Source organism: Caldicellulosiruptor changbaiensis (genome assembly GCF_003999255.1).
Taxonomy (GTDB): Bacteria; Bacillota; Thermoanaerobacteria; order Caldicellulosiruptorales; family Caldicellulosiruptoraceae; genus Caldicellulosiruptor; species Caldicellulosiruptor changbaiensis.
This window is the reverse complement of sequence record NZ_CP034791.1, coordinates 2,436,542-2,454,053: the sequence shown is the minus strand read 5'-3', so window position 1 is coordinate 2,454,053 and position 17,512 is coordinate 2,436,542. Positions and strand designations below refer to the sequence as shown.

Genomic DNA, 17,512 nt, shown 5'->3' with positions numbered 1-17,512 from the left:
TCTTTCGCAAGCTGTGGCGTGCAGATGTCAAAGCACGTCCAGCAGGAGGTGTTCAAAATATATCCAAATAAACTAAATCAGGCTTAAACTTTTTCTGATTTTAGTTTACCAAAGATAAAGGGCAAATTTAAACTGTAGCAGTCAATTTTAATATTCAATTTTTGAGAAATGAGTGTTTTAAGAAAGGTGCATTATCAAAATGAATTTCCAGTAATCAATTGGTACTGATAATTAAATGTACCAATTGAGATATGAAGTTTTAAGTGATTTGATAATCATATTATACGAGCATTCCTGTAATGAACGAAAATGAGTGAAAATGAAGAGAAAAGAGATTTGAAAAGATAAGGTACCTCCTGATAAAATTAATAAAGTAAGTTGTACAACTTACGAAAAAACACAACAAAGGAGGTACCCTCTTTGAAGTATACACAAAATGAAAAGATATTACAAGTCACAGAAAGAACTTTAGTTGTAGGAGTAGATATAGCAAAGGAAAGGCATGTTGGTAGAGCATTTGACTTCAGAGGAGTGGAGCTTGGTAAGAGAATAGAATTTGAGAATAGGAAAGAAGGTATGGAAAAATTTCTGGATTGGGCAAATAAGATAATGAAAGCAAATGGCAAGGAGAGTATGATAGTTGGGATAGAACCTACAGGGCATTACTGGCTGTGCTTTGAGCAGTACTTAAGAGAGAATGGCATAAAAGTGGTATTAGTGAATCCTTTTCACGTGAAGAGGAGCAAGGAGCTTGATGATAACACGCAAACTAAGAGTGATATAAAGGATCCGAAGACGATAGCAATGCTTGTGAAGGATGGAAGATACACAGAACCAAATATACCCGAGGGTATATATGCTGAGATGAGAGTAGCGATGAACATATATGAAAGGCTTCAAAAACAGCTGAATGTTTTAAAAAATCAAATAATCAATTGGCTTGATATATATTTTCCAGAGTTTTTAGGAGTATTTTCTGATTGGGAAGGCAAGACAGCAATAGCGACGCTGAGAGAAATGCCATTGCCTTGTGATGTAGTAGGGAAGGAAGTAGAAGGGATTATAGAGTACTGGCGTGACAAAGTAGATAAGCGAGCGATTAGTCGCAGGAGGGCGATGGATTTAACAGAAGCTGCCAAAAGAAGTATAGGTAAAAAAGAAGGTAGAAAGCTGGCAAGACAAGAGATAAAATATTTGCTTGAAGAATATGAGCTTTTAAACAAGCAAGTAGAAGAGATAGAAGCCGAGATGGCAGAGCTTTTGAAAGAGGTGCCGAATGGCGATAAGCTTCTTGAAATAAAAGGTGTTGGAGTGAAGACAGCAGTTGGATTTATTTCAGAGGTTGGAGATATAAAGAGGTATGAGGATTCGAAGCAGATACAGAAATTAGCGGGACTCAATATAGTTGAGAATAGTTCTGGCAAGTACAAGGGTCAGACGTGTATAAGTAAAAGAGGGCGAGGAAGGCTCAGAAGTAGCTTGTTCAAGGCCATGATTACAATAGTAGCAAAGAATGAAGAATTTAAGCAGCTGCACAGGTATTACACCACGCGAGAGAACAATCCCTTGAAGAAGAAGCAATCATTAATAGCACTGTGTTGTAAATTGATAAGGGTGTTTTATGCGATTTTGAAAAAAGGCGTAAAGTATGATGGGAACAAGATGTTGAGCGATATAAAGAGAGAGGCTTTAGCAAGGACAGCGTGAAGTGAAGCGAAGTGAGAAAAATTGCTTGAACATTCTTAGTTTAAAGCAGGAGAAATAGTTTGAGTGATTCACATCTTGAGGGGGTAAAGAAATTCTTAGCTTTGCGAGGAGATTAAGTCATGTCGAGTAGCAAAGCGCCCCTTTTAATAATAGTTCACATCTTAGAAAATGTATTGATGGTTAAGAAATGAAGGAGAAAGGATTAAATGATTTTTTATAGAAAGTAGATTGAAAAATGTGAGCGGGTGGTCAGAGTACATCCTCCATACGGGCGAAGACCCTGCATACGAGCATAACTGACGTCCACGCCATGGTAGATGGGACGAGGGAATTGAGGGCAAGTGAGAAAAGACCCTGAGAGACATGAGAGGGTAAACACCATGGTTGTTGTGGATAGATACCCGCCGTAATATGGTAGAGCAACAAGATAAATACAAGAGAGAGGCTGAGTCTAAGCTAGGTATGGTAGAATAAAGCAATAATAACAATATCAAGAACAAAATTATTTGTTTCGATAGCGAATTTTAAAGAAATCGCGAGATATTTTGAGAAAATCAAAGGTATATTGAGAGAGGTAGGTGTTCTTTATGAAATACTTAGTTGGTGCTGATGAGATTATAGCTGACTATGGTTATTTTCCGACATTTCATGATGATATAATTGAGAGTATTATAATATTCCCTGATAAAAAAATCACTGTTGAAATGCAAACATTACCTTGCAATGCTAAATCATATCCAAAAGTAAATTTTATTTGTAACAATGTCCATAAATTTGAGCTTTCTTATGATAGAATAGTAATCGAAGAGAAGGAGTTTGATCAGATTTTTCAATTGGATTTTGAAGAAAATGAAGAATACATAGAATTAAGCATAGGTGGAATTTATTCAAGTGGATTCATAAGGTGTGAAAACATTCAGATTTTAAAGGATTAAGCAAGTATATTTTAACTTTTAGGGGGTGGAAAGAGAGCTGTTTATGTTAAAATTTGAAATAATATTATCTGCAGGTTAATTTTTGTGATTTGTTTTCAAAAGTAATTATGTTTGCAAAAAGGAGGCAAAAAATTATATGTTAACTATAAGAAATATAAAAAATTGTTTAAAAACGAATGGAATTGCTCTTGATTTGGCTGAAAATTTTCACGAGCAGTAACCATTTTGCTTCTTCTAAAAGAAGAGAATAATTTACAAATACTTTTTGAAATAAGGTCCAAATCAATAAGTCAAGGTGGTGAAATTTGTTTGCCAGGTGGACGAGTTGACAAAGATAAAGATGAAGACACAATTTACGATATCGTCTTTAGAGAATTAAAAGAAGAATTGAATATTTCACCGAGTGAAGTGGAAATATTGGGAAAGCTTCCAACCATCATTGCACCTATGGGGACAGTTGTTGACTCGATAGTAGGAGTTATTAACAAGAAAATTGAAGAAATCCAATTTAATGCTTATGAGGTTGAAAGTATTTTTGCATTGCCCCTTCAATTTTTTATAGTAAATTTGCCTCAAAAGTTCCATGTTGAAATAAAAATTCATCCAACCAAATTTAATGAGGCAACACAAAGAGAAGAAATACTTTTGCCTATTGAAGACTTGGGAATATCTGAAAGGTATAAAAGACCTTGGGGAAATTTAAAATATAACGTGTATGCCTATAAAACTGCGTATGGAACAATATGGGGCATAACTGCTCGTATAATTGCCAATTTTGTTAGTCTAAAATTAATAATGCAGATAAAAAAGGACTATAATATCAAAGGACAGCTAAATACATAGAAAAAGATAAAGTTAATTGATTATAAAAAATTAAATTTATGGGATTAAATTATGGTTTAGGAAATCAAAATAAGAGGTATAAATTATATTAATAAATAAATGAGTTTCAGAATACTTAATAGTTTACAATTTTGTCTTTCCCAATTTCTTTGCGCTATTAATAAAATTTAGAGAATGTCAAAGGAGGATTCTATTGTGGCAAAGGGGAAATTAGTTAAAAAAGATATTTTTCTAGATATTGCATTACATATTATTTTTATTATCATAAGCATTGCAATTTTATTCCCTATATTAGTAGTGATAATTAATTCGTTTTGTGTTCCTAAACAAATAACAAAAGAGGGATACCGTCTTTTGCCAACTAATTTTAGTTTGGATGCCTACAATTATCTTTTTAGCCATGGTCTAATCTCTTATGAACTCTTTTTTAGATCAATTTATGTAACTTTAGCTATTGCATTATGTGGTTCTTTTTTGAGTTTATTTGTTGTTTCTATGTATGGCTATGTTGTGTTTAGAAAAAATTTTAAATATAGAAAGTTGTTTGTTATGTTTGGTATTACATCGCTGATAGTAAATGCTGGTATTGTGCCTTGGTATATTGTTTGTATTAAAGTTCTCCATTTAAAAAATACTATATTTGCATTAATCCTTCCATATGTAATGAACATGAATTACGTTTTTATATTTGTTTCTTACGCCAAAATGTGTTTACCCCAATCTTTGATAGAAGAGGCCAAGATAGACGGAGCTGGGGAATTTACCATATTCTATAAATTTGTCTTGCCACTTGTAAAACCAGTTCTTGGTATAATATTCTTTTTTTCATTTATATCTTACTGGAATGATTGGTGGCTTCCAATGATGTTAAGTGAGGAATTCATTTTCACGAATATTCAGTATTTTCTTTATAAGGTTATTTTCATGTATAATAGTTCTATTAGTGGTGTTTGCTCTTTTAAACTAGGTTATATTATTAATCCAGAAATTAAAACTTGTATGATGGCAGCATGTGCTATCAGTCTTATACCGATTTTTGTTATTTATGCCTTTTCGAGATCATACCTTGAAAAAGGTATAATAATGAGTTTGAATAAAAAAATATGATGCCAGTTTATTCACTTTATGATAATAACAGTAGTTTAAATGCAAATATTAGAGTTAATAAACCAAAGTGGTGCAAAATTTTAAATTCACTTAATCCTAAATCCTTGCACACCAAACAAATGTATGGTATAATCAAATCAAAACTAATTTAATTTAGTGGAGCTTGATTTTCAATGAGAACGCAACTAACTTTTCTACCACAAAAGGTTTTGCCAATTGTAAAATGGGCAGGGGGAAAGAGGCAGATAATAGACAAATTGATGAAGAAAAAGCCAAAAGAGTTTTCAGTATATTTTGAGCCCTTTTTAGGTGGTGGTGCGCTTTTAATTGAGCTTTATAACAGAGGAATGTTAAAAAAAGCGGTTGTATCTGATATAAATTTTGACCTTATTAATTTATACATTGTAATAAAAACTTGCCCCGAAGAGATAATTTATCATATTAAAAATATGGAATTTAAAAATAATAGTGAGGATTACTACAGAGCAAGAGATTATTATAACTCTATTCAAGGAATAGATATTAATTCAATCAAGGAAGAAAATATAATCAAAGCAGCACTGTTACTTTATTTAAATAGACATTGTTACAATGGGCTTTATAGGGTAAATAATAAGGGAGAGTTCAATGTCCCTTTTGGTAGCTATAAAAATCCTAAGCTACCCAGTAGAGAAGAGATATTTGCTTTTTCAGAGATGTTGCAAAATATAGAGATTTTACATATGGATTTCGAAGAAGCAGTAAAGAATGCTGATAGTTTTGATTTTGTTTATTTTGATCCTCCATATATGCCCATCTCTAAAACAGCTTATTTTACTGATTATACTGTTGCTGGTTTTACCGAGGAGGACCAGATAAGATTGAAAAATGTCTGTGACATCCTTACTCAAAAAGGCTGTTATGTAATGGTGAGCAATTCAGATTCAGAATTTATCAGAAATCTTTATAAGGATTATAATATTGAAACAATTGAGTCAAGAAGGAGTATTAACTCAAGTGCAGAAAAAAGAAGGGGACATTCAGAATTGATTATTACAAACTATTAAAAAAGAAGGTGTTGAATTTGTCACCAGGAGGAAGAGGAACTCGAACAGGTAGAGTTCATGAAAATGTAATAGAGAAAGTTTTATCTGAAAATTATCCTGGACGTTTTTCAAAACAAGTATTTATTGGAACAAATTTATTTGGTAATAAATACAAAGCTGATTTTGTTTTAAATAACAATGTAATAATAAGTGCCAAATGGCAACAAAAAACAGGAACAACTGAACAAAAAATTGTGTATGAAATTATGACGTTAATAAAAATTTTAAAAGAAAATAATTTAAAAGAAGCTTATATTGTCATTGGTGGTAAAGGATATTCGAGGAAAGCTAAGGAATTTTATTTAAAGCAGAAGCACATAGAATATATTAAAGACGGTGAATTAGTTGAGATTCTCTCCTTAGATGAATTTATAGAAAGAGCCAACGTGAATAAACTTTAAAATTTTTTATTTCGAAATTCTTTTAATTATAAATTGCTAAAATATTTGCAAACCTTCATTATTGAGATTCATCTCTAACCAATCAACAAATTGCTTTGCTGTTCTTGGAGATCTGCCGTTGTAGCTCATCTCCCATTGCAATGCTTTTTTATGGAGTTCTTCTGTTATTTCTATTCCTCTTTTCTGGGGCTAAGACATCTACAATTTCAAGATATTCTTTCTGAGAAAGAGAAGGATAGGTTACTATTATTCCAAACCTGTCTGCTAAAGAGAGCTTTTCTTGCAAAGTATCTTCCCAGTGAACGTCATCGCTATTGCTTGAAGTTCTATCACTAAATCTTTCTTTTACTAAATGTCTTCGGTTTGATGTTGCATAGAACACAACGTTATTTGGCAATGCTTCAAGGCTGCCTTCTAAAACTGATTTTAACCTGCTGTAATTGTTTTCGGCATCTTCAAATGTCAAGTCATCAATAAAAATTATGAATTTTAATGGAACATCTTTTATCAGTGGTATTAAATCAATCAGGGTATGCAAACTGTCCTTGTAAACCTCAATTATTCTTAGCCCCAGATAGTGGTATTCATTCAACAGAGCTTTTATAGTCGAGGATTTTCCTGTACCTCTGCTACCATAAAGTAAAATGTTGTTTACTTTATACCCTCTTAAAAAAGCAATAGTATTTTCTACCACAATCTTTTTCTGTCTTTCATAGTAAACCAAATCACTCAATCTTATAGGATCAAGAGATTCAATGCATTTTAAATTTTTCCCATCCCATATAAATCCTTTGTACTTAGCAAAAATTCCAAAGCCGTTCTTGCTGTGGAAATAAGCAAGGTCATCTATCAAAAGGCTCCAAGGAGAAGTTGATAAAAACTTTTCTATAATTGATTTTAACTCAGTTAAATAGTCTGGTATTTCTGTATCCCAGCTGCCAAGCTCGTAGATCTTGCCAAAAGGATAAGGTATAAATTTTTTGTCAGCTTTGAAAAGATTTATGATATCATCTGGTGTAAAAGTTGATATAACTTCTAATGGATCTAAATCATTTGAAACAGTCTTCTTTAACGTACTTGAGAGGTTTTCAACTCCACATGTCGCTTTTTTTGCAAATAGATTTTCACTAAATAAAATCTTTTCTATCAAATACTCTTTTAGTCCGCACCCTTGAGTAGCTTCCATTAGCGCATAATAAAAATCGTTATAAAGACCAATAACATGGAACAAATCTCTAATTCCATTGTCAATATATTCAATTAATTTATAGAGCCTTTTCAAAACAGGATCTTTCAAAAGTCCGCGATATATGCTAAGAAACTCGAAGCTAATTCTGAGCTGCTTTATTCTTTTTTCTGTCATGGTTTTAATCTCCTCTGGGGGTTAGATATGCCATCTCAACCTTATTTAAATCCCTGCCAGAATATTTGCCACAAATCTCAAGTGCGGATTTATATTCTGGCGGAAAGAACGAAAGTGTAAAAAATTGATTTTCCTCAACAAATTTGTAAGTCCACCTTTGCAGTCTTATGACGCAAGAAGCAACGGGTCTTGCCCACATGTAGCCTAAGCTTCCCCAGATTGCAGTCATTGTGTTAAAGTAATTGATATTGCCTGCTGTGATAAGCATCCACTCATTTCCTATCAAAGCAAAAGAGTGAGGATTTAAGTCTTCTATGGAAAATATCTTATGTAGCGTTTTGCATCATCTTAATAAAAATTTCATAGTTTTAATCTAATATACTACAGTTTAATTCAACTTTCAAACCATTTTATAAAGAAAAAATCAAATAATTCCTTGACCGTGGAATAAAAATCTGATATCGTATAATTGAGAATGATTAGCAATTGACACAAAATATCAATTATAAGTTACTTTCAAAACTATTAATTTTTAACCAGCCTGAGGAAAAAGTTTTTGTTTAAGAGATAAGTTTCTTGAGCTTGTTAAGCTTTTTTATTATTAGTTTTGAACTAAGAAGCATGATATTGTAAGGGAGTTAAGGAATGGAAGACAACAACCTTCTTTTTGAGCCATCATTGGAAAACTTAAAAGAAAGAAGAATATACGATTCAAGAAGATTTATCTGGGTTGCAATACTTGCAGGTCTTCTTCCGTTGTGTATTGTGTACATTGCTAATTTAAAAACCATTTGTTTAAGTAAAAGAGTTATCAATACGTTTTTGACTCTTGCTATTTTGATTTTTGCGATTGAATTTGGTTTGCATTACTATACTACTAAGTTGATGTATAAACCAAGAAGTTATAATACTATTGAGGAGTACAGAAAAGGCATTTTAGAGGAGAAAAGAGAGAGAAAAAAAGCAGGAACCTACAAGAGTGTAGTTAAATTAGGGCAAAAATTGCTTAATGTCTTATACCTGTTTCTGTATAAAATGGTAGAAAAGAGACAAATTCTATACTATTACATTGCTAAAGATAATCTGTATAAACCAATGATAGGTTTGGTAATAGTTATAGCAGTTATGGAACTCACTGTAATAGCTTTCTTATCCGCAATATCAAAGATTTTTAGTGGTTTTTAATTGGGGGATGAATTGATGGAGACTCGAAGTTTAATATCGTTTTGCATTGACCGGGGAGATTATGAAAAAGCAAAAGAGTTGATTTTTAGCCTGCTAAAAGAACATCCGCATGATGTAAATTTGTATTTAGACCTTGCTTTCATTGAAATTAGAGAAAAAAATTTAAAGAAAGCAGAGGACTATGCAAAACAAGCGCTAAATATATAGATGCTAATAACAAAGGTGTTTGGGCTGTTTTAGGCAAAATATATCATTTAAAAGGTGAATATTCTCAAGCTGAAAAGTGTTATTTACAGGCTTTAAAAATAGACAACACTTTTGTGGAAGTATTAGTTTCCTACAGTGAGCTTTTGATTGAGACAGGCTTTGTTGAAAAAGGGTTAGATATTTTAAAATATGCCCAATCATTAGAACCTACAAATTCGCTCGTATTACGAAACGAATTTTTTGTAAATCTTTACCAAATGAATTATCAAAAAGCAAATGGAAGTATCAGAAAGCTGTTTTCATCTAATATGGATGTTGAGAATATTTATGTTTTACTAATTTTATATGAATGCAATCGGTCAAATTTCAAGAAAGCATATGAATATGCAAAACTTGCTTTTAAAGAAAGACCAACAGATTACAATTTATTAAAGATAATGGAATACTTAAAAATGATTAATTCGCCTTTGTTTTTTATAAATCGATTAGCCAGCAAAATTTCCCCAGAACTGTTATATATTATTTTTATAGGAATCGCTTTAATACTTTATTTGCTAAAACAATACTCGGCTTTGACTATTTGGACTGTGGTTGTTTTATTTATCAGTATTTTAAGCTATTTATCTTCCTATATCTATAGACTAATCCAGTATATTAAGAAAATATTATCAAGAATGCTAAACAATAGAAGATTTTAAGATTGAGGAAATTTATTGCCTGATAACAAATATCTATCTTTAGACTTAAGTGCTAAATAATGACATTATAGAAGACTAATAGTTGTAACCATGTACTTTTAGAAACACATCTTCTTTATGATAGTGATATAGCTTTTTTGTGCCACAATCTTTCATAATTGCTTTTAATCCTCATATTGACATGTTGTCCAGGTATAGTATATAATTAAAACAAATTTTACATACAAGATATAAAAATAAAATGAGTAAGATAAAAGTGCTTCAAAAATTGCTTCAAGAAATGCCTGATAAAAGTGAAATACTTTATTTGCTTGGGCTTGAATATGCGGAAAATGGTGATAGTACTGCTGCTATGAATTATTTTATAGCAGCGTTGAAGAATTGCAATGAGAAAGATCTTAAGCTTTTAATTGTAGATGCTATGAGTAGTGTTGTTAAAGAAGAGAAGGCTCCACAAATGGATTTAAAAGAGAATTCTAAAATTTCAGATATACAAGAGGACAAAAAGGTGGTGAAAATTGAAGAGTATTCAAATCCCCAAAAAGAGTGCTTAGAAGTAGACCATGAATTTGAGGCAAATGATGAATTTGATGAGGATGAAGAAATTGTGAAAGAAGAGGAATATGAAGAAGCTGAAAAGGAAGAATTAGAAGAGGAATTTGAAGAAGTCGAAGAAGCAAGCGATAATGATAAATATTTAGAAAATGTTATTGACTTTCAAGTTTTTAAAACTAAAAGAGAAATATACAAATTTATTAAAGAAAGAGAAGAAAAGGTTACTTTTAGTGATATCGGCGGCTATGAGGAGCTAAAAAACATACTAACTATAAGGATTATAAAACCTCTTTTTAATCCATCTATTTTCCAGAAATTTAGGAAAAGGATAGGTGGGGGTATTCTCTTTTATGGGCCACCAGGCTGTGGCAAGACATTTTTTGCACGGGCTTTAGCAGGTGAGTGTAATTTGCCTTTTTTAGCTGTTAACATTTCTGATATACTTGATCCATATCTTGGGCAAAGTGAAAAAAACTTGAAAGAAGTTTTTGAGTATGCTCGCTTTCACAAACCGTGTGTACTTTTCTTTGATGAAGTTGATACATTTGGCTATAGCAGAGTAAAACAAAGACAGGAGTCCTTCCGAGTGCTCACAGATGAATTACTGTTGCAGATGGACGGATTCAAATCTGAAAATGAAGGAATACTTATTATTGGTGCTACCAATACTCCATGGGATTTAGACATGGCTTTATTAAGACAAGGAAGATTTGACAGGCTGATATTTGTTCCACCTCCTGATTTAGAAGCTCGAAAAGAAATTTTCAGAGTAAAGTTGATGGGAAGACCTGTGGATGGTGAGATAAATTACGATTTATTAGCGCAAAGGACTTCTTTTTTCTCAGGAGCAGATATTGAAAATGTAGTAGAAACTGCTGCAGAAGCGATTATAGATGACATATTGAGTGGAGGGAAAGAAAGAGGAATAACTACTGAAGATTTGCTTAAAGCAATTGAAAAGGTTAAACCTTCAACTATTGAATGGCTGCGCATCATGAAAAACTATATTACTTTCGCAAATGAAGATGGAAGGTTTGATGATGTTGCAAAGTTTATTAACAAATACTGCAAACATTTATAAATATGGGTGGTGAGAAGAGATGGAGAGGAACCAGAAACTTTTTGAACCCGTATTAGGAAATTATGAGAGTAAAAGAATTTATAGATCTCAAAACTTTTGGTGGGTAGCTATTCTTGCGGGCATTATACCTTTAGCAGCTGTTTGTATTGGAAATTTAAAAACAATGGGTGTCAGCAAGAAAATAATTAATGTGTTTGTATTATTAGCTATTTTATTCTATGCCGCTGAAGCTTGTGTTATTACTTATGAAACAATTACAGCAATAAGAGAGAGAAAGACTAAAGAGCAAATTGTTGACATCAGAGAACGGTTAAAGAAATCAAATGAGATTGCGAATGAAAAAAGAAATGATATTAAATCTTACAGGAAAATTATTGTAAGATTATTTAATGTACTATATTTACTCCTTTATAGAATCTTAGAAAAGAGACAGATTGTATATTATAATGCTGTAAAAAATGGTTTTTACAAATCAATGGCAGCTGTTGTGTTTGTAGGAATTATAATACAAGTAGGCATAGGATTAGCTATAGGAGCGGTAGTTGCTAAATTAGTATGGGGGTCATGAGATATGCGGAGAGACCTTGTCTTGCATTATTTAGAAAGTGGAAATTATAAAAAAGCACGTGAAGTTATTCAAAACATTTTACAAGAAGACCCTTTAAATGCAGAAGCATATATTCAACTTTCAGCTATAGAATTGGAATCTGGTAATCTGAAAAAAGCAGAAGATTATGCTAAAGAAGCTCTGAAAATTGATTCTAATAATAAAGTTGCATGGGCTGTTTTAGGGCAGATTTATCACCATCAAAAAGATTATTCTCAGGCTGAGAGATGTTATTTGCAGGCTTTAAAGATAGATAATGTTTATGTAGAAGTCTTAGCTTGTTACAGCGAACTTTTAATTGAAACAGGTTTTATTGAAAAGGGCTTAGAAATTTTAAAATATGCCAAGTCTTTGGAACCCACAAATGATTTAATTTTAGAAAATGAATTTTTTGTAAATCTTTACAATAGAAATTTTGAAAAGGCTAACAAGACAATTAAGAAATTGTTTACATCTTCAGGTAAAATTGGTAGTATATATAAGTTATTAGTTTTGTATGAAGTCAATAGAGGAAACTTCAAAAAGGCGTATAATTATGCTAAGCTTGCTTGGCAAGAATATCCAAATGACCAAGATATGCTTATGGTTTTGGAGTATTTGAAAATGCTAAACTCACCTTTGCTTTACTTTAACCGCCTCTTTTTGAAGTTACCATATGAATTATTTTATATCTTATTTTTGGGTGGCTTTTTGTTATTAAGTCTAATAAAAATGTATATACTGGCTGCTGTTTGGGTTATTATATTTAGCTTTATTTATATGATGGTATTTGTAATGCCGAGTGTATATAAATTTAGCAAATTTGTTAAAAAAGCTTTTATAAGATTATTTTGTAAAAGAAAATATTAATATTAATGCCATACTTTACATATGGTTAACTAAATGAGCATACCAAGAGACATTTTCTTGTCGTATTCGCACTTTCGACAGGTGCAGAGATTTTTCTTTTGGATGAGCAAACACAAAATCTTGACTTAAGCACTATTCGTAACCTGAGAATGCTCCAGTAATAATCTCTTCACACGAGATTTTTGAGTTTGAGGAGTATGCTACAAGCATTGCTATAATTAAAAATGGAAAGATTTTATACTGTAATTCAATCGACGAGGCAAAACAAAAACATCGAATTGTCACTTCATCTGCTAATTTAAAAGAGACAGAGGTAAAAGAGACTTATGGATAGAGAAATTCTGATTAGAACAGAAAAAAATATGGGAAAATATCCTAGGCTAAATCAAATAGTAATTGGTTATTTAAAAGGATTTGAAGGGCAATTAGAGTCTGAGAGCAACTCATAGATTAAAATTTTGTTTAATATTCAAAATATTGATAGTATGGCTTGTATTTGGTATAATAAAAAACAAATGGTAAATATGAGAATTGAGGTGAAGAGGGATGGGAGGGAATAAAATTAGAAAAGGAATTTTTATAACAATAGCGGGTGTTATTCTTTGCTCAGTTTTATTTTCTATAGCTTTCTCAGCAGATATTTGGACAGAATGTGGACAAAAAATAAAAAAATACAGCAGTCAAAAGACAATAGAGTTGTAGCAGTGGTAAATGGCGAGAAGATTTATAAAAAGGATTTAGAGATTGTGTATGCATTAGAACAAGCAAGCTATTTGTCTCAAAAAGAATCTTATCAAAAACTTTCAAAGAAATACAAGACAAATTCTTTAAAGCCACCCGTGCAAAGGACAAAAAAAGAGGTTTTAAATGACATGATAGAACATCTCCTTTTACTTCAGGCTGCTAAAAAAGAAGGATATTTTATATCAGAGAAAGAAGCAAAAGACTACTATGAGAAAGCAATGAAAACAATGCAGGAGATAATAAGTGGAAAAGTTTCAGGTGATGTGGAAGGTATAAAGCTTGCAAATGATACAATTGAGGAACTCATCAAAGGATGGGGAATAACAAGAAAAGAATATGATAAAAAGGCTATTGAGCAAACAAGAAATATGCTTTCAATTCAGAAACTGCTTAATGCAAAATTTAAAGAATTCAAATCTAAGTCTAAGAATTTGGTAATAGAAAACTTCAGAAAGGAATGTATAAATTCATTAAAGAAAAAAGCCAAAATAACAATGTATGAAAAGAATATTTAAAAATGGAATTTATATAGAACAAGACCACAGGCTTTGAAAACCCTGTGGTTTTTATTTTTCTAACTTCGCATAATATTTGAACTTTTTTAGAAAAGTGTTTTGCATATAATAAAAAATTAGTTGCTTGTGGGAAGGCTAAACAAATTCAGAAAGACAAACGGTATAATATCAAGGGGGTTTTTAAAAAAATTTTTTTAGATAATTAGAGTAAAAAAGGCAATAGAATACCGAGCCGCTCAGCATGGGAAATTTTAACTGGCAGCTTGTTTGGAGAGAGTGAAGTCAATGCTAAGTTGGGTATGGTAGAATAAAGCAATAATAACAATATCAAGAACGAAATTGTTTGTTTCGATAGCAAAATTTAAAGAAATCGTGAAATGTTTTGAGAAGATCAAAGGTATATTGAGAGAGATTAATATTAATAAAAATTTGCAGAACAAATAAAATATTAAATCCTTGCACACCAAACAAATGTATGGTATAATCAAATCAATAGTTAATTTAAATCTGGAGTATGGTTTTGCAATGAGGACTCAAATTACTTTTTTTCGCCAAAAAGTTGTGCCCATAGTGAAATGGGCGGGTGGTAAAAGGCAGATAATAAAGAGTTTACTTGAAAAACTGCCAATCCATTTTTCCACATATTATGAACCTTTTTTAGGTGGCGGAGCACTTTTGATAGAGCTTTATAATAGAGGAATTTTAAAGAATGCTGTTGTTTCAGATATTAATCTTGAACTCATAAACCTTTACACTGCAATTAAAAATTGTCCAGATGAGGTAGTTTACTATATCAAAAATTTAGATTTTAAAAATACCGAAGACGATTACTATAAGGCAAGAGAACTTTACAATTCTATTAAAATAAAAAATATGGGTACAATTGAAAATGAAAACTTACTCAAAGCAGTATTATTGCTTTATTTGAACAGACACTGTTACAACGGGCTTTATAGGGTGAATTCCAAAGGCGAATTCAATGTTCCTTTTGGAAGATATAAAAATCCTAAAATGCCAACCAGTGAAGAAATATTTGCCTTTTCAGAAATGCTACAATCTGTTGAAATTTTACATGCAGACTTTGAAGAAGCGGTGAAAAAAGCTTCTGAGTTTGATTTTGTGTATTTTGACCCTTCATACATGCCTGTGTCCAAAACAGCTAATTTTACTGATTACACAGTTGCAGGTTTTTCAAAAGAGGAACAAGTAAGGCTGAAAAATGTTTGTGATAACCTGAGCAAAAAGGGTTGTTTTGTTATGATAAGCAACTCAGATTCAGAGTTTATAAGAGATCTTTATAGAAGTTACAACATTGAGGTAATAGAGGCAAAGAGACTCATTAATTCAAGTGCAGAGAAAAGGACTGGTCATAAAGAAGTTATTATAACTAATTATTGAAAAGAAGGTGTTATTGTGTCACCTGGTGGAAGAGGTACTCGGACAGGGAAGGTTCATGAAAAATTGATTCAACAAGCATTGTTAGAAAATTACCCTGGTGCGTTTAAGGAACAAGTTGTGGTTGGCAATGATCTCTTTGGGAATAAATATAAAGCTGATTTTGTTTTAAATGACGAGATAATTATAAGTGCTAAATGGCAGCAAACACGCGGGACCGCAGAGCAAAAAATAGTTTATGAGATAATCACCTTGGTTAAAATTTTAAAGGAAAATCCAAAGTATAAAAAAGCTTATATTATAATTAGTGGAACAGGATATACTAAGAAAGCAAAAGATTTTTATTTAAATCAAAAACATGTTGACTATATAAAAGAGGGGAACTTGGTAGAAATAATATCTTTTGAAGATTTTGTCAAAAGATCGAATTTAAAATTACTGTAAAAGTAGAGAGATATTAAAAAACTCAAAAGGGCTAAGTGCGAATCTGTCAGTGCCTTAGCCCTTTTCCATTTTAACCTGTGCCTCATACCAATCAACAAACTGCTTAGCTGTTCTTGCTGAGCGGCCGTTGTAGTTCACTTCCCACTGCAGAGCAAGCCTGTGAAGCTTTTCTGTAATTTCAATTCCCCTTTTCTTTGCAATTTCATCAACAATTGCAAGGTATTCCTGCTGGGTTGGGGATGGGTATGTGACTACTATTCCAAACCTGTCAGCAAGAGAAAGTTTTTCTTCTAAAGTGTCGTTAAAATGCACTTCATCATCAGAAAGACCATTTCTGTCGCTAAACCTTTCTTTTACCAAGTGTCTTCTGTTTGAGGTTGCATATATAACAACATTTTGAGGCATTGCCTCTAAAGACCCTTCTAAAATGGCTTTTAGTTTAGTATAATTTTCCTTGATGTCTTCAAAAGACAAATCATCTACAAAGATTATAAACCTAAGCGGTACATCTCTTAAGATTCTTATTAATTTTGGAAAAGTGTAAAACTGGTCTTTGTACACCTCAACAACTCTCAAACCCATGTGAGAAAACTCGTTCAAAAGCGCCTTTACAGTTGATGACTTTCCAGTTCCTCTGCTGCCATAAAGCAAAATATTGTTAACCCTTTGGCCATTTAAAAACGCCAAAGTGTTTTCAACAACAATCCTCTTCTGCCTTTCAATATTTACAAGGTCATCAAGTCTTATTGGGTCTAAATTTTCAATACCCACAAGATTATTTCCGTCCCATGAAAAGCCTTTGTACCTTGCAAAAATTCCAAAGCCATTTTGCTTGTGGAATTCTACAAGCTCCTCAATTAAACTGCTCCAAGGACTTGTAGCCAAGAACTTCTCAATGATATTTTTGACAGTATTGTCAAGGGTGGTGTGTGATAAGGCATTTGTGCTTTCACTCACTAAAAAATTTTCAACCAAAAAGTTTGGGAAGTTATCCAAAATTTTCAAATATTTTTCAATATCTTTTCCTGAAAAGTTTGATATAAACTCAAGACAGTCTAAATCATGGGCTGCAGCTTTTTTTAGACTCTCATCTACTGCTATATTGTTAATACCTTTTGCTGATAATTTTGCGAAGGCATTTTCACTAAAGAGAATTTTCTCAATAATGTATTCTTTCAAACTACACCCTGTGCTGGCTTCTAAAAGATTGTAATAAACTGTACTGTAAAGATTTATAACTTTTTTAAAATCCTGATTTCCGTCGTCAATATAGCAGATAAGATTATACAGCTTTTCAAGAACACTATCATGAAGAAGGTTTCGATAGACTTTTAAACTTTCAAAACAAAGTCTATAGAGCCTTATTTTTTCCTCCATTGTAGCATATCTCCTTTGTACCAAAATTAAAATCTTTTGTAATAAAAGTTTTAATCAACTTTCCCTTGATTTTTAACCGAAGAGCCATTAGCTACTGAAGGATTTTCCAAACACTCAATGGTATCTATCTCACATCCAGTTCCAATTTCAACAAGTTTTCCTATTACAATCTTTGCTTTTGTGTTCTCAAGATATATTTCATCACCTTCAATTAATTCTGCTTCAAGGAATGGAAAAAACCTTTAAAGATAGTTGATAAAAATGGTATTCTCTTTGTCTATACATTTATTTTAGAACACCCAGTCTCTTTTGAAAAGTCTCTTCTATTAAATTCATAATTTTTATTGACAAACTCTTAACAATCTGATAGTATATGATTAAATTCAAATATAGTCATACAAGGGTAGAGTGGAA

The 17,512-nt window shown here is 31.8% G+C and carries 18 protein-coding genes and 3 pseudogenes; 17 read left to right on the top strand and 4 right to left on the bottom strand.

The window, feature by feature from the left end; translation table 11 throughout:
- Nucleotides 1–420: 420 nt before the first annotated feature.
- The 6 genes and pseudogenes from ELD05_RS11850 (at nucleotide 421) to ELD05_RS11825 (ending at nucleotide 6,078) form a co-directional block, all read left to right on the top strand.
- Nucleotides 421–1,707 carry an IS110 family RNA-guided transposase gene (locus ELD05_RS11850; RefSeq protein ID WP_127350861.1) on the top strand — a complete coding sequence of 429 codons (1,287 nt, stop codon included), beginning with the start codon at nucleotides 421–423 and terminating at the stop codon, nucleotides 1,705–1,707.
- Nucleotides 1,708–2,294: 587 nt separating this feature from the next.
- Nucleotides 2,295–2,642, top strand: coding sequence for a hypothetical protein (locus ELD05_RS11845; protein ID WP_127352588.1), 348 nt, complete (start codon nucleotides 2,295–2,297; stop codon nucleotides 2,640–2,642).
- A 219-nt stretch (nucleotides 2,643–2,861) separates the two neighbouring features.
- Nucleotides 2,862–3,485, top strand: a pseudogene (locus tag ELD05_RS11840) (NUDIX hydrolase); the annotation flags it as partial.
- A 195-nt stretch (nucleotides 3,486–3,680) separates the two neighbouring features.
- On the top strand, nucleotides 3,681–4,592 hold the full coding sequence (locus ELD05_RS11835; protein WP_127352586.1) for a carbohydrate ABC transporter permease: 912 nt from the start codon (nucleotides 3,681–3,683) through the stop codon (nucleotides 4,590–4,592).
- A gap of 173 nt (nucleotides 4,593–4,765) precedes the next feature.
- Entirely contained in the window at nucleotides 4,766–5,638 is an 873-nt protein-coding gene (locus ELD05_RS11830; protein WP_127352585.1) for a DNA adenine methylase, read from the top strand.
- Between the two features lie 17 nt (nucleotides 5,639–5,655).
- Entirely contained in the window at nucleotides 5,656–6,078 is a 423-nt protein-coding gene (locus tag ELD05_RS11825; RefSeq protein WP_127352584.1) for a PD-(D/E)XK nuclease superfamily protein, read from the top strand.
- 36 nt (nucleotides 6,079–6,114) lie between these two features.
- On the opposite strand, the gene ELD05_RS14895 is transcribed toward ELD05_RS11825, so the two are convergent.
- The 3 genes and pseudogenes from ELD05_RS14895 to ELD05_RS11815 form a co-directional block, all read right to left on the bottom strand.
- On the bottom strand, nucleotides 6,115–6,219 hold the full coding sequence (locus ELD05_RS14895) for a hypothetical protein (protein ID WP_333782516.1): 105 nt from the start codon (nucleotides 6,217–6,219) through the stop codon (nucleotides 6,115–6,117).
- Between the two features lie 7 nt (nucleotides 6,220–6,226).
- Nucleotides 6,227–7,441 (bottom strand): ATP-binding protein, encoded by a 1,215-nt coding sequence (locus ELD05_RS11820; protein WP_307720910.1) that lies wholly within the window; start codon nucleotides 7,439–7,441, stop codon nucleotides 6,227–6,229.
- A 7-nt stretch (nucleotides 7,442–7,448) separates the two neighbouring features.
- Nucleotides 7,449–7,766, bottom strand: a pseudogene (locus ELD05_RS11815) (flavin reductase family protein); the annotation flags it as partial.
- A 320-nt stretch (nucleotides 7,767–8,086) separates the two neighbouring features.
- Between ELD05_RS11815 and ELD05_RS14580 the strand changes: the two are divergent.
- The 11 genes and pseudogenes from ELD05_RS14580 (at nucleotide 8,087) to ELD05_RS11775 (ending at nucleotide 15,721) form a co-directional block, all read left to right on the top strand.
- On the top strand, nucleotides 8,087–8,626 hold the full coding sequence (locus ELD05_RS14580) for a hypothetical protein (protein WP_241243495.1): 540 nt from the start codon (nucleotides 8,087–8,089) through the stop codon (nucleotides 8,624–8,626).
- Nucleotides 8,627–8,641: 15 nt separating this feature from the next.
- On the top strand, nucleotides 8,642–8,833 hold the full coding sequence (locus tag ELD05_RS14575; RefSeq protein ID WP_241243494.1) for a tetratricopeptide repeat protein: 192 nt from the start codon (nucleotides 8,642–8,644) through the stop codon (nucleotides 8,831–8,833).
- Nucleotides 8,830–8,901: pseudogene (locus ELD05_RS14890) on the top strand (hypothetical protein); the annotation flags it as partial. The gene ELD05_RS14575 and the pseudogene ELD05_RS14890, both read left to right, overlap by 4 nt.
- Before the next feature lie 45 nt (nucleotides 8,902–8,946).
- Nucleotides 8,947–9,531, top strand: a complete 585-nt coding sequence (locus tag ELD05_RS11805) for a hypothetical protein (RefSeq protein WP_241243493.1) — start codon at nucleotides 8,947–8,949, stop codon at nucleotides 9,529–9,531.
- 241 nt (nucleotides 9,532–9,772) lie between these two features.
- Nucleotides 9,773–11,167: an ATP-binding protein gene (locus tag ELD05_RS11800; protein ID WP_206516886.1), complete on the top strand. Its 1,395-nt coding sequence runs from the start codon at nucleotides 9,773–9,775 to the stop codon at nucleotides 11,165–11,167.
- 19 nt (nucleotides 11,168–11,186) lie between these two features.
- Entirely contained in the window at nucleotides 11,187–11,735 is a 549-nt protein-coding gene (locus ELD05_RS11795) for a hypothetical protein (protein WP_127352583.1), read from the top strand.
- 3 nt (nucleotides 11,736–11,738) lie between these two features.
- Nucleotides 11,739–12,623, top strand: a complete 885-nt coding sequence (locus tag ELD05_RS11790) for a tetratricopeptide repeat protein (protein ID WP_127352582.1) — start codon at nucleotides 11,739–11,741, stop codon at nucleotides 12,621–12,623.
- 326 nt (nucleotides 12,624–12,949) lie between these two features.
- A complete protein-coding gene (locus ELD05_RS14825) occupies nucleotides 12,950–13,072 on the top strand; it encodes a hypothetical protein (RefSeq protein ID WP_277601418.1) in 123 nt (40 codons plus the stop codon).
- Between the two features lie 153 nt (nucleotides 13,073–13,225).
- Nucleotides 13,226–13,882 (top strand): SurA N-terminal domain-containing protein, encoded by a 657-nt coding sequence (locus tag ELD05_RS11785; protein WP_241243492.1) that lies wholly within the window; start codon nucleotides 13,226–13,228, stop codon nucleotides 13,880–13,882.
- A 525-nt stretch (nucleotides 13,883–14,407) separates the two neighbouring features.
- Complete coding sequence (locus ELD05_RS11780; RefSeq protein ID WP_127352581.1) at nucleotides 14,408–15,280, top strand: DNA adenine methylase; 873 nt, start codon at nucleotides 14,408–14,410, stop codon at nucleotides 15,278–15,280.
- Nucleotides 15,281–15,295: 15 nt separating this feature from the next.
- Nucleotides 15,296–15,721, top strand: a complete 426-nt coding sequence (locus ELD05_RS11775) for a PD-(D/E)XK nuclease superfamily protein (protein ID WP_127352580.1) — start codon at nucleotides 15,296–15,298, stop codon at nucleotides 15,719–15,721.
- A 54-nt stretch (nucleotides 15,722–15,775) separates the two neighbouring features.
- Here the strand turns inward: ELD05_RS11775 and ELD05_RS11770 are convergent, their stop codons facing one another.
- Nucleotides 15,776–17,098, bottom strand: a complete 1,323-nt coding sequence (locus tag ELD05_RS11770) for an ATP-binding protein (protein WP_127352579.1) — start codon at nucleotides 17,096–17,098, stop codon at nucleotides 15,776–15,778.
- Between the last annotated feature and the right edge of the window lie 414 nt (nucleotides 17,099–17,512).

Coding starts and splice junctions, on each gene's coding strand:
- ELD05_RS11845 (WP_127352588.1), top strand. CDS start 2,295: ATGAAATACTTAGTTGGTGCTGATGAGATTATAGCTGACTATGGTTAT.
- ELD05_RS11830 (WP_127352585.1), top strand. CDS start 4,766: ATGAGAACGCAACTAACTTTTCTACCACAAAAGGTTTTGCCAATTGTA.
- ELD05_RS11820 (WP_307720910.1), bottom strand. CDS start 7,441: ATGACAGAAAAAAGAATAAAGCAGCTCAGAATTAGCTTCGAGTTTCTT.
- ELD05_RS14580 (WP_241243495.1), top strand. CDS start 8,087: ATGGAAGACAACAACCTTCTTTTTGAGCCATCATTGGAAAACTTAAAA.
- ELD05_RS14575 (WP_241243494.1), top strand. CDS start 8,642: ATGGAGACTCGAAGTTTAATATCGTTTTGCATTGACCGGGGAGATTAT.
- ELD05_RS11800 (WP_206516886.1), top strand. CDS start 9,773: ATGAGTAAGATAAAAGTGCTTCAAAAATTGCTTCAAGAAATGCCTGAT.
- ELD05_RS11795 (WP_127352583.1), top strand. CDS start 11,187: ATGGAGAGGAACCAGAAACTTTTTGAACCCGTATTAGGAAATTATGAG.
- ELD05_RS11790 (WP_127352582.1), top strand. CDS start 11,739: ATGCGGAGAGACCTTGTCTTGCATTATTTAGAAAGTGGAAATTATAAA.
- ELD05_RS14825 (WP_277601418.1), top strand. CDS start 12,950: ATGGATAGAGAAATTCTGATTAGAACAGAAAAAAATATGGGAAAATAT.
- ELD05_RS11780 (WP_127352581.1), top strand. CDS start 14,408: ATGAGGACTCAAATTACTTTTTTTCGCCAAAAAGTTGTGCCCATAGTG.
- ELD05_RS11770 (WP_127352579.1), bottom strand. CDS start 17,098: ATGGAGGAAAAAATAAGGCTCTATAGACTTTGTTTTGAAAGTTTAAAA.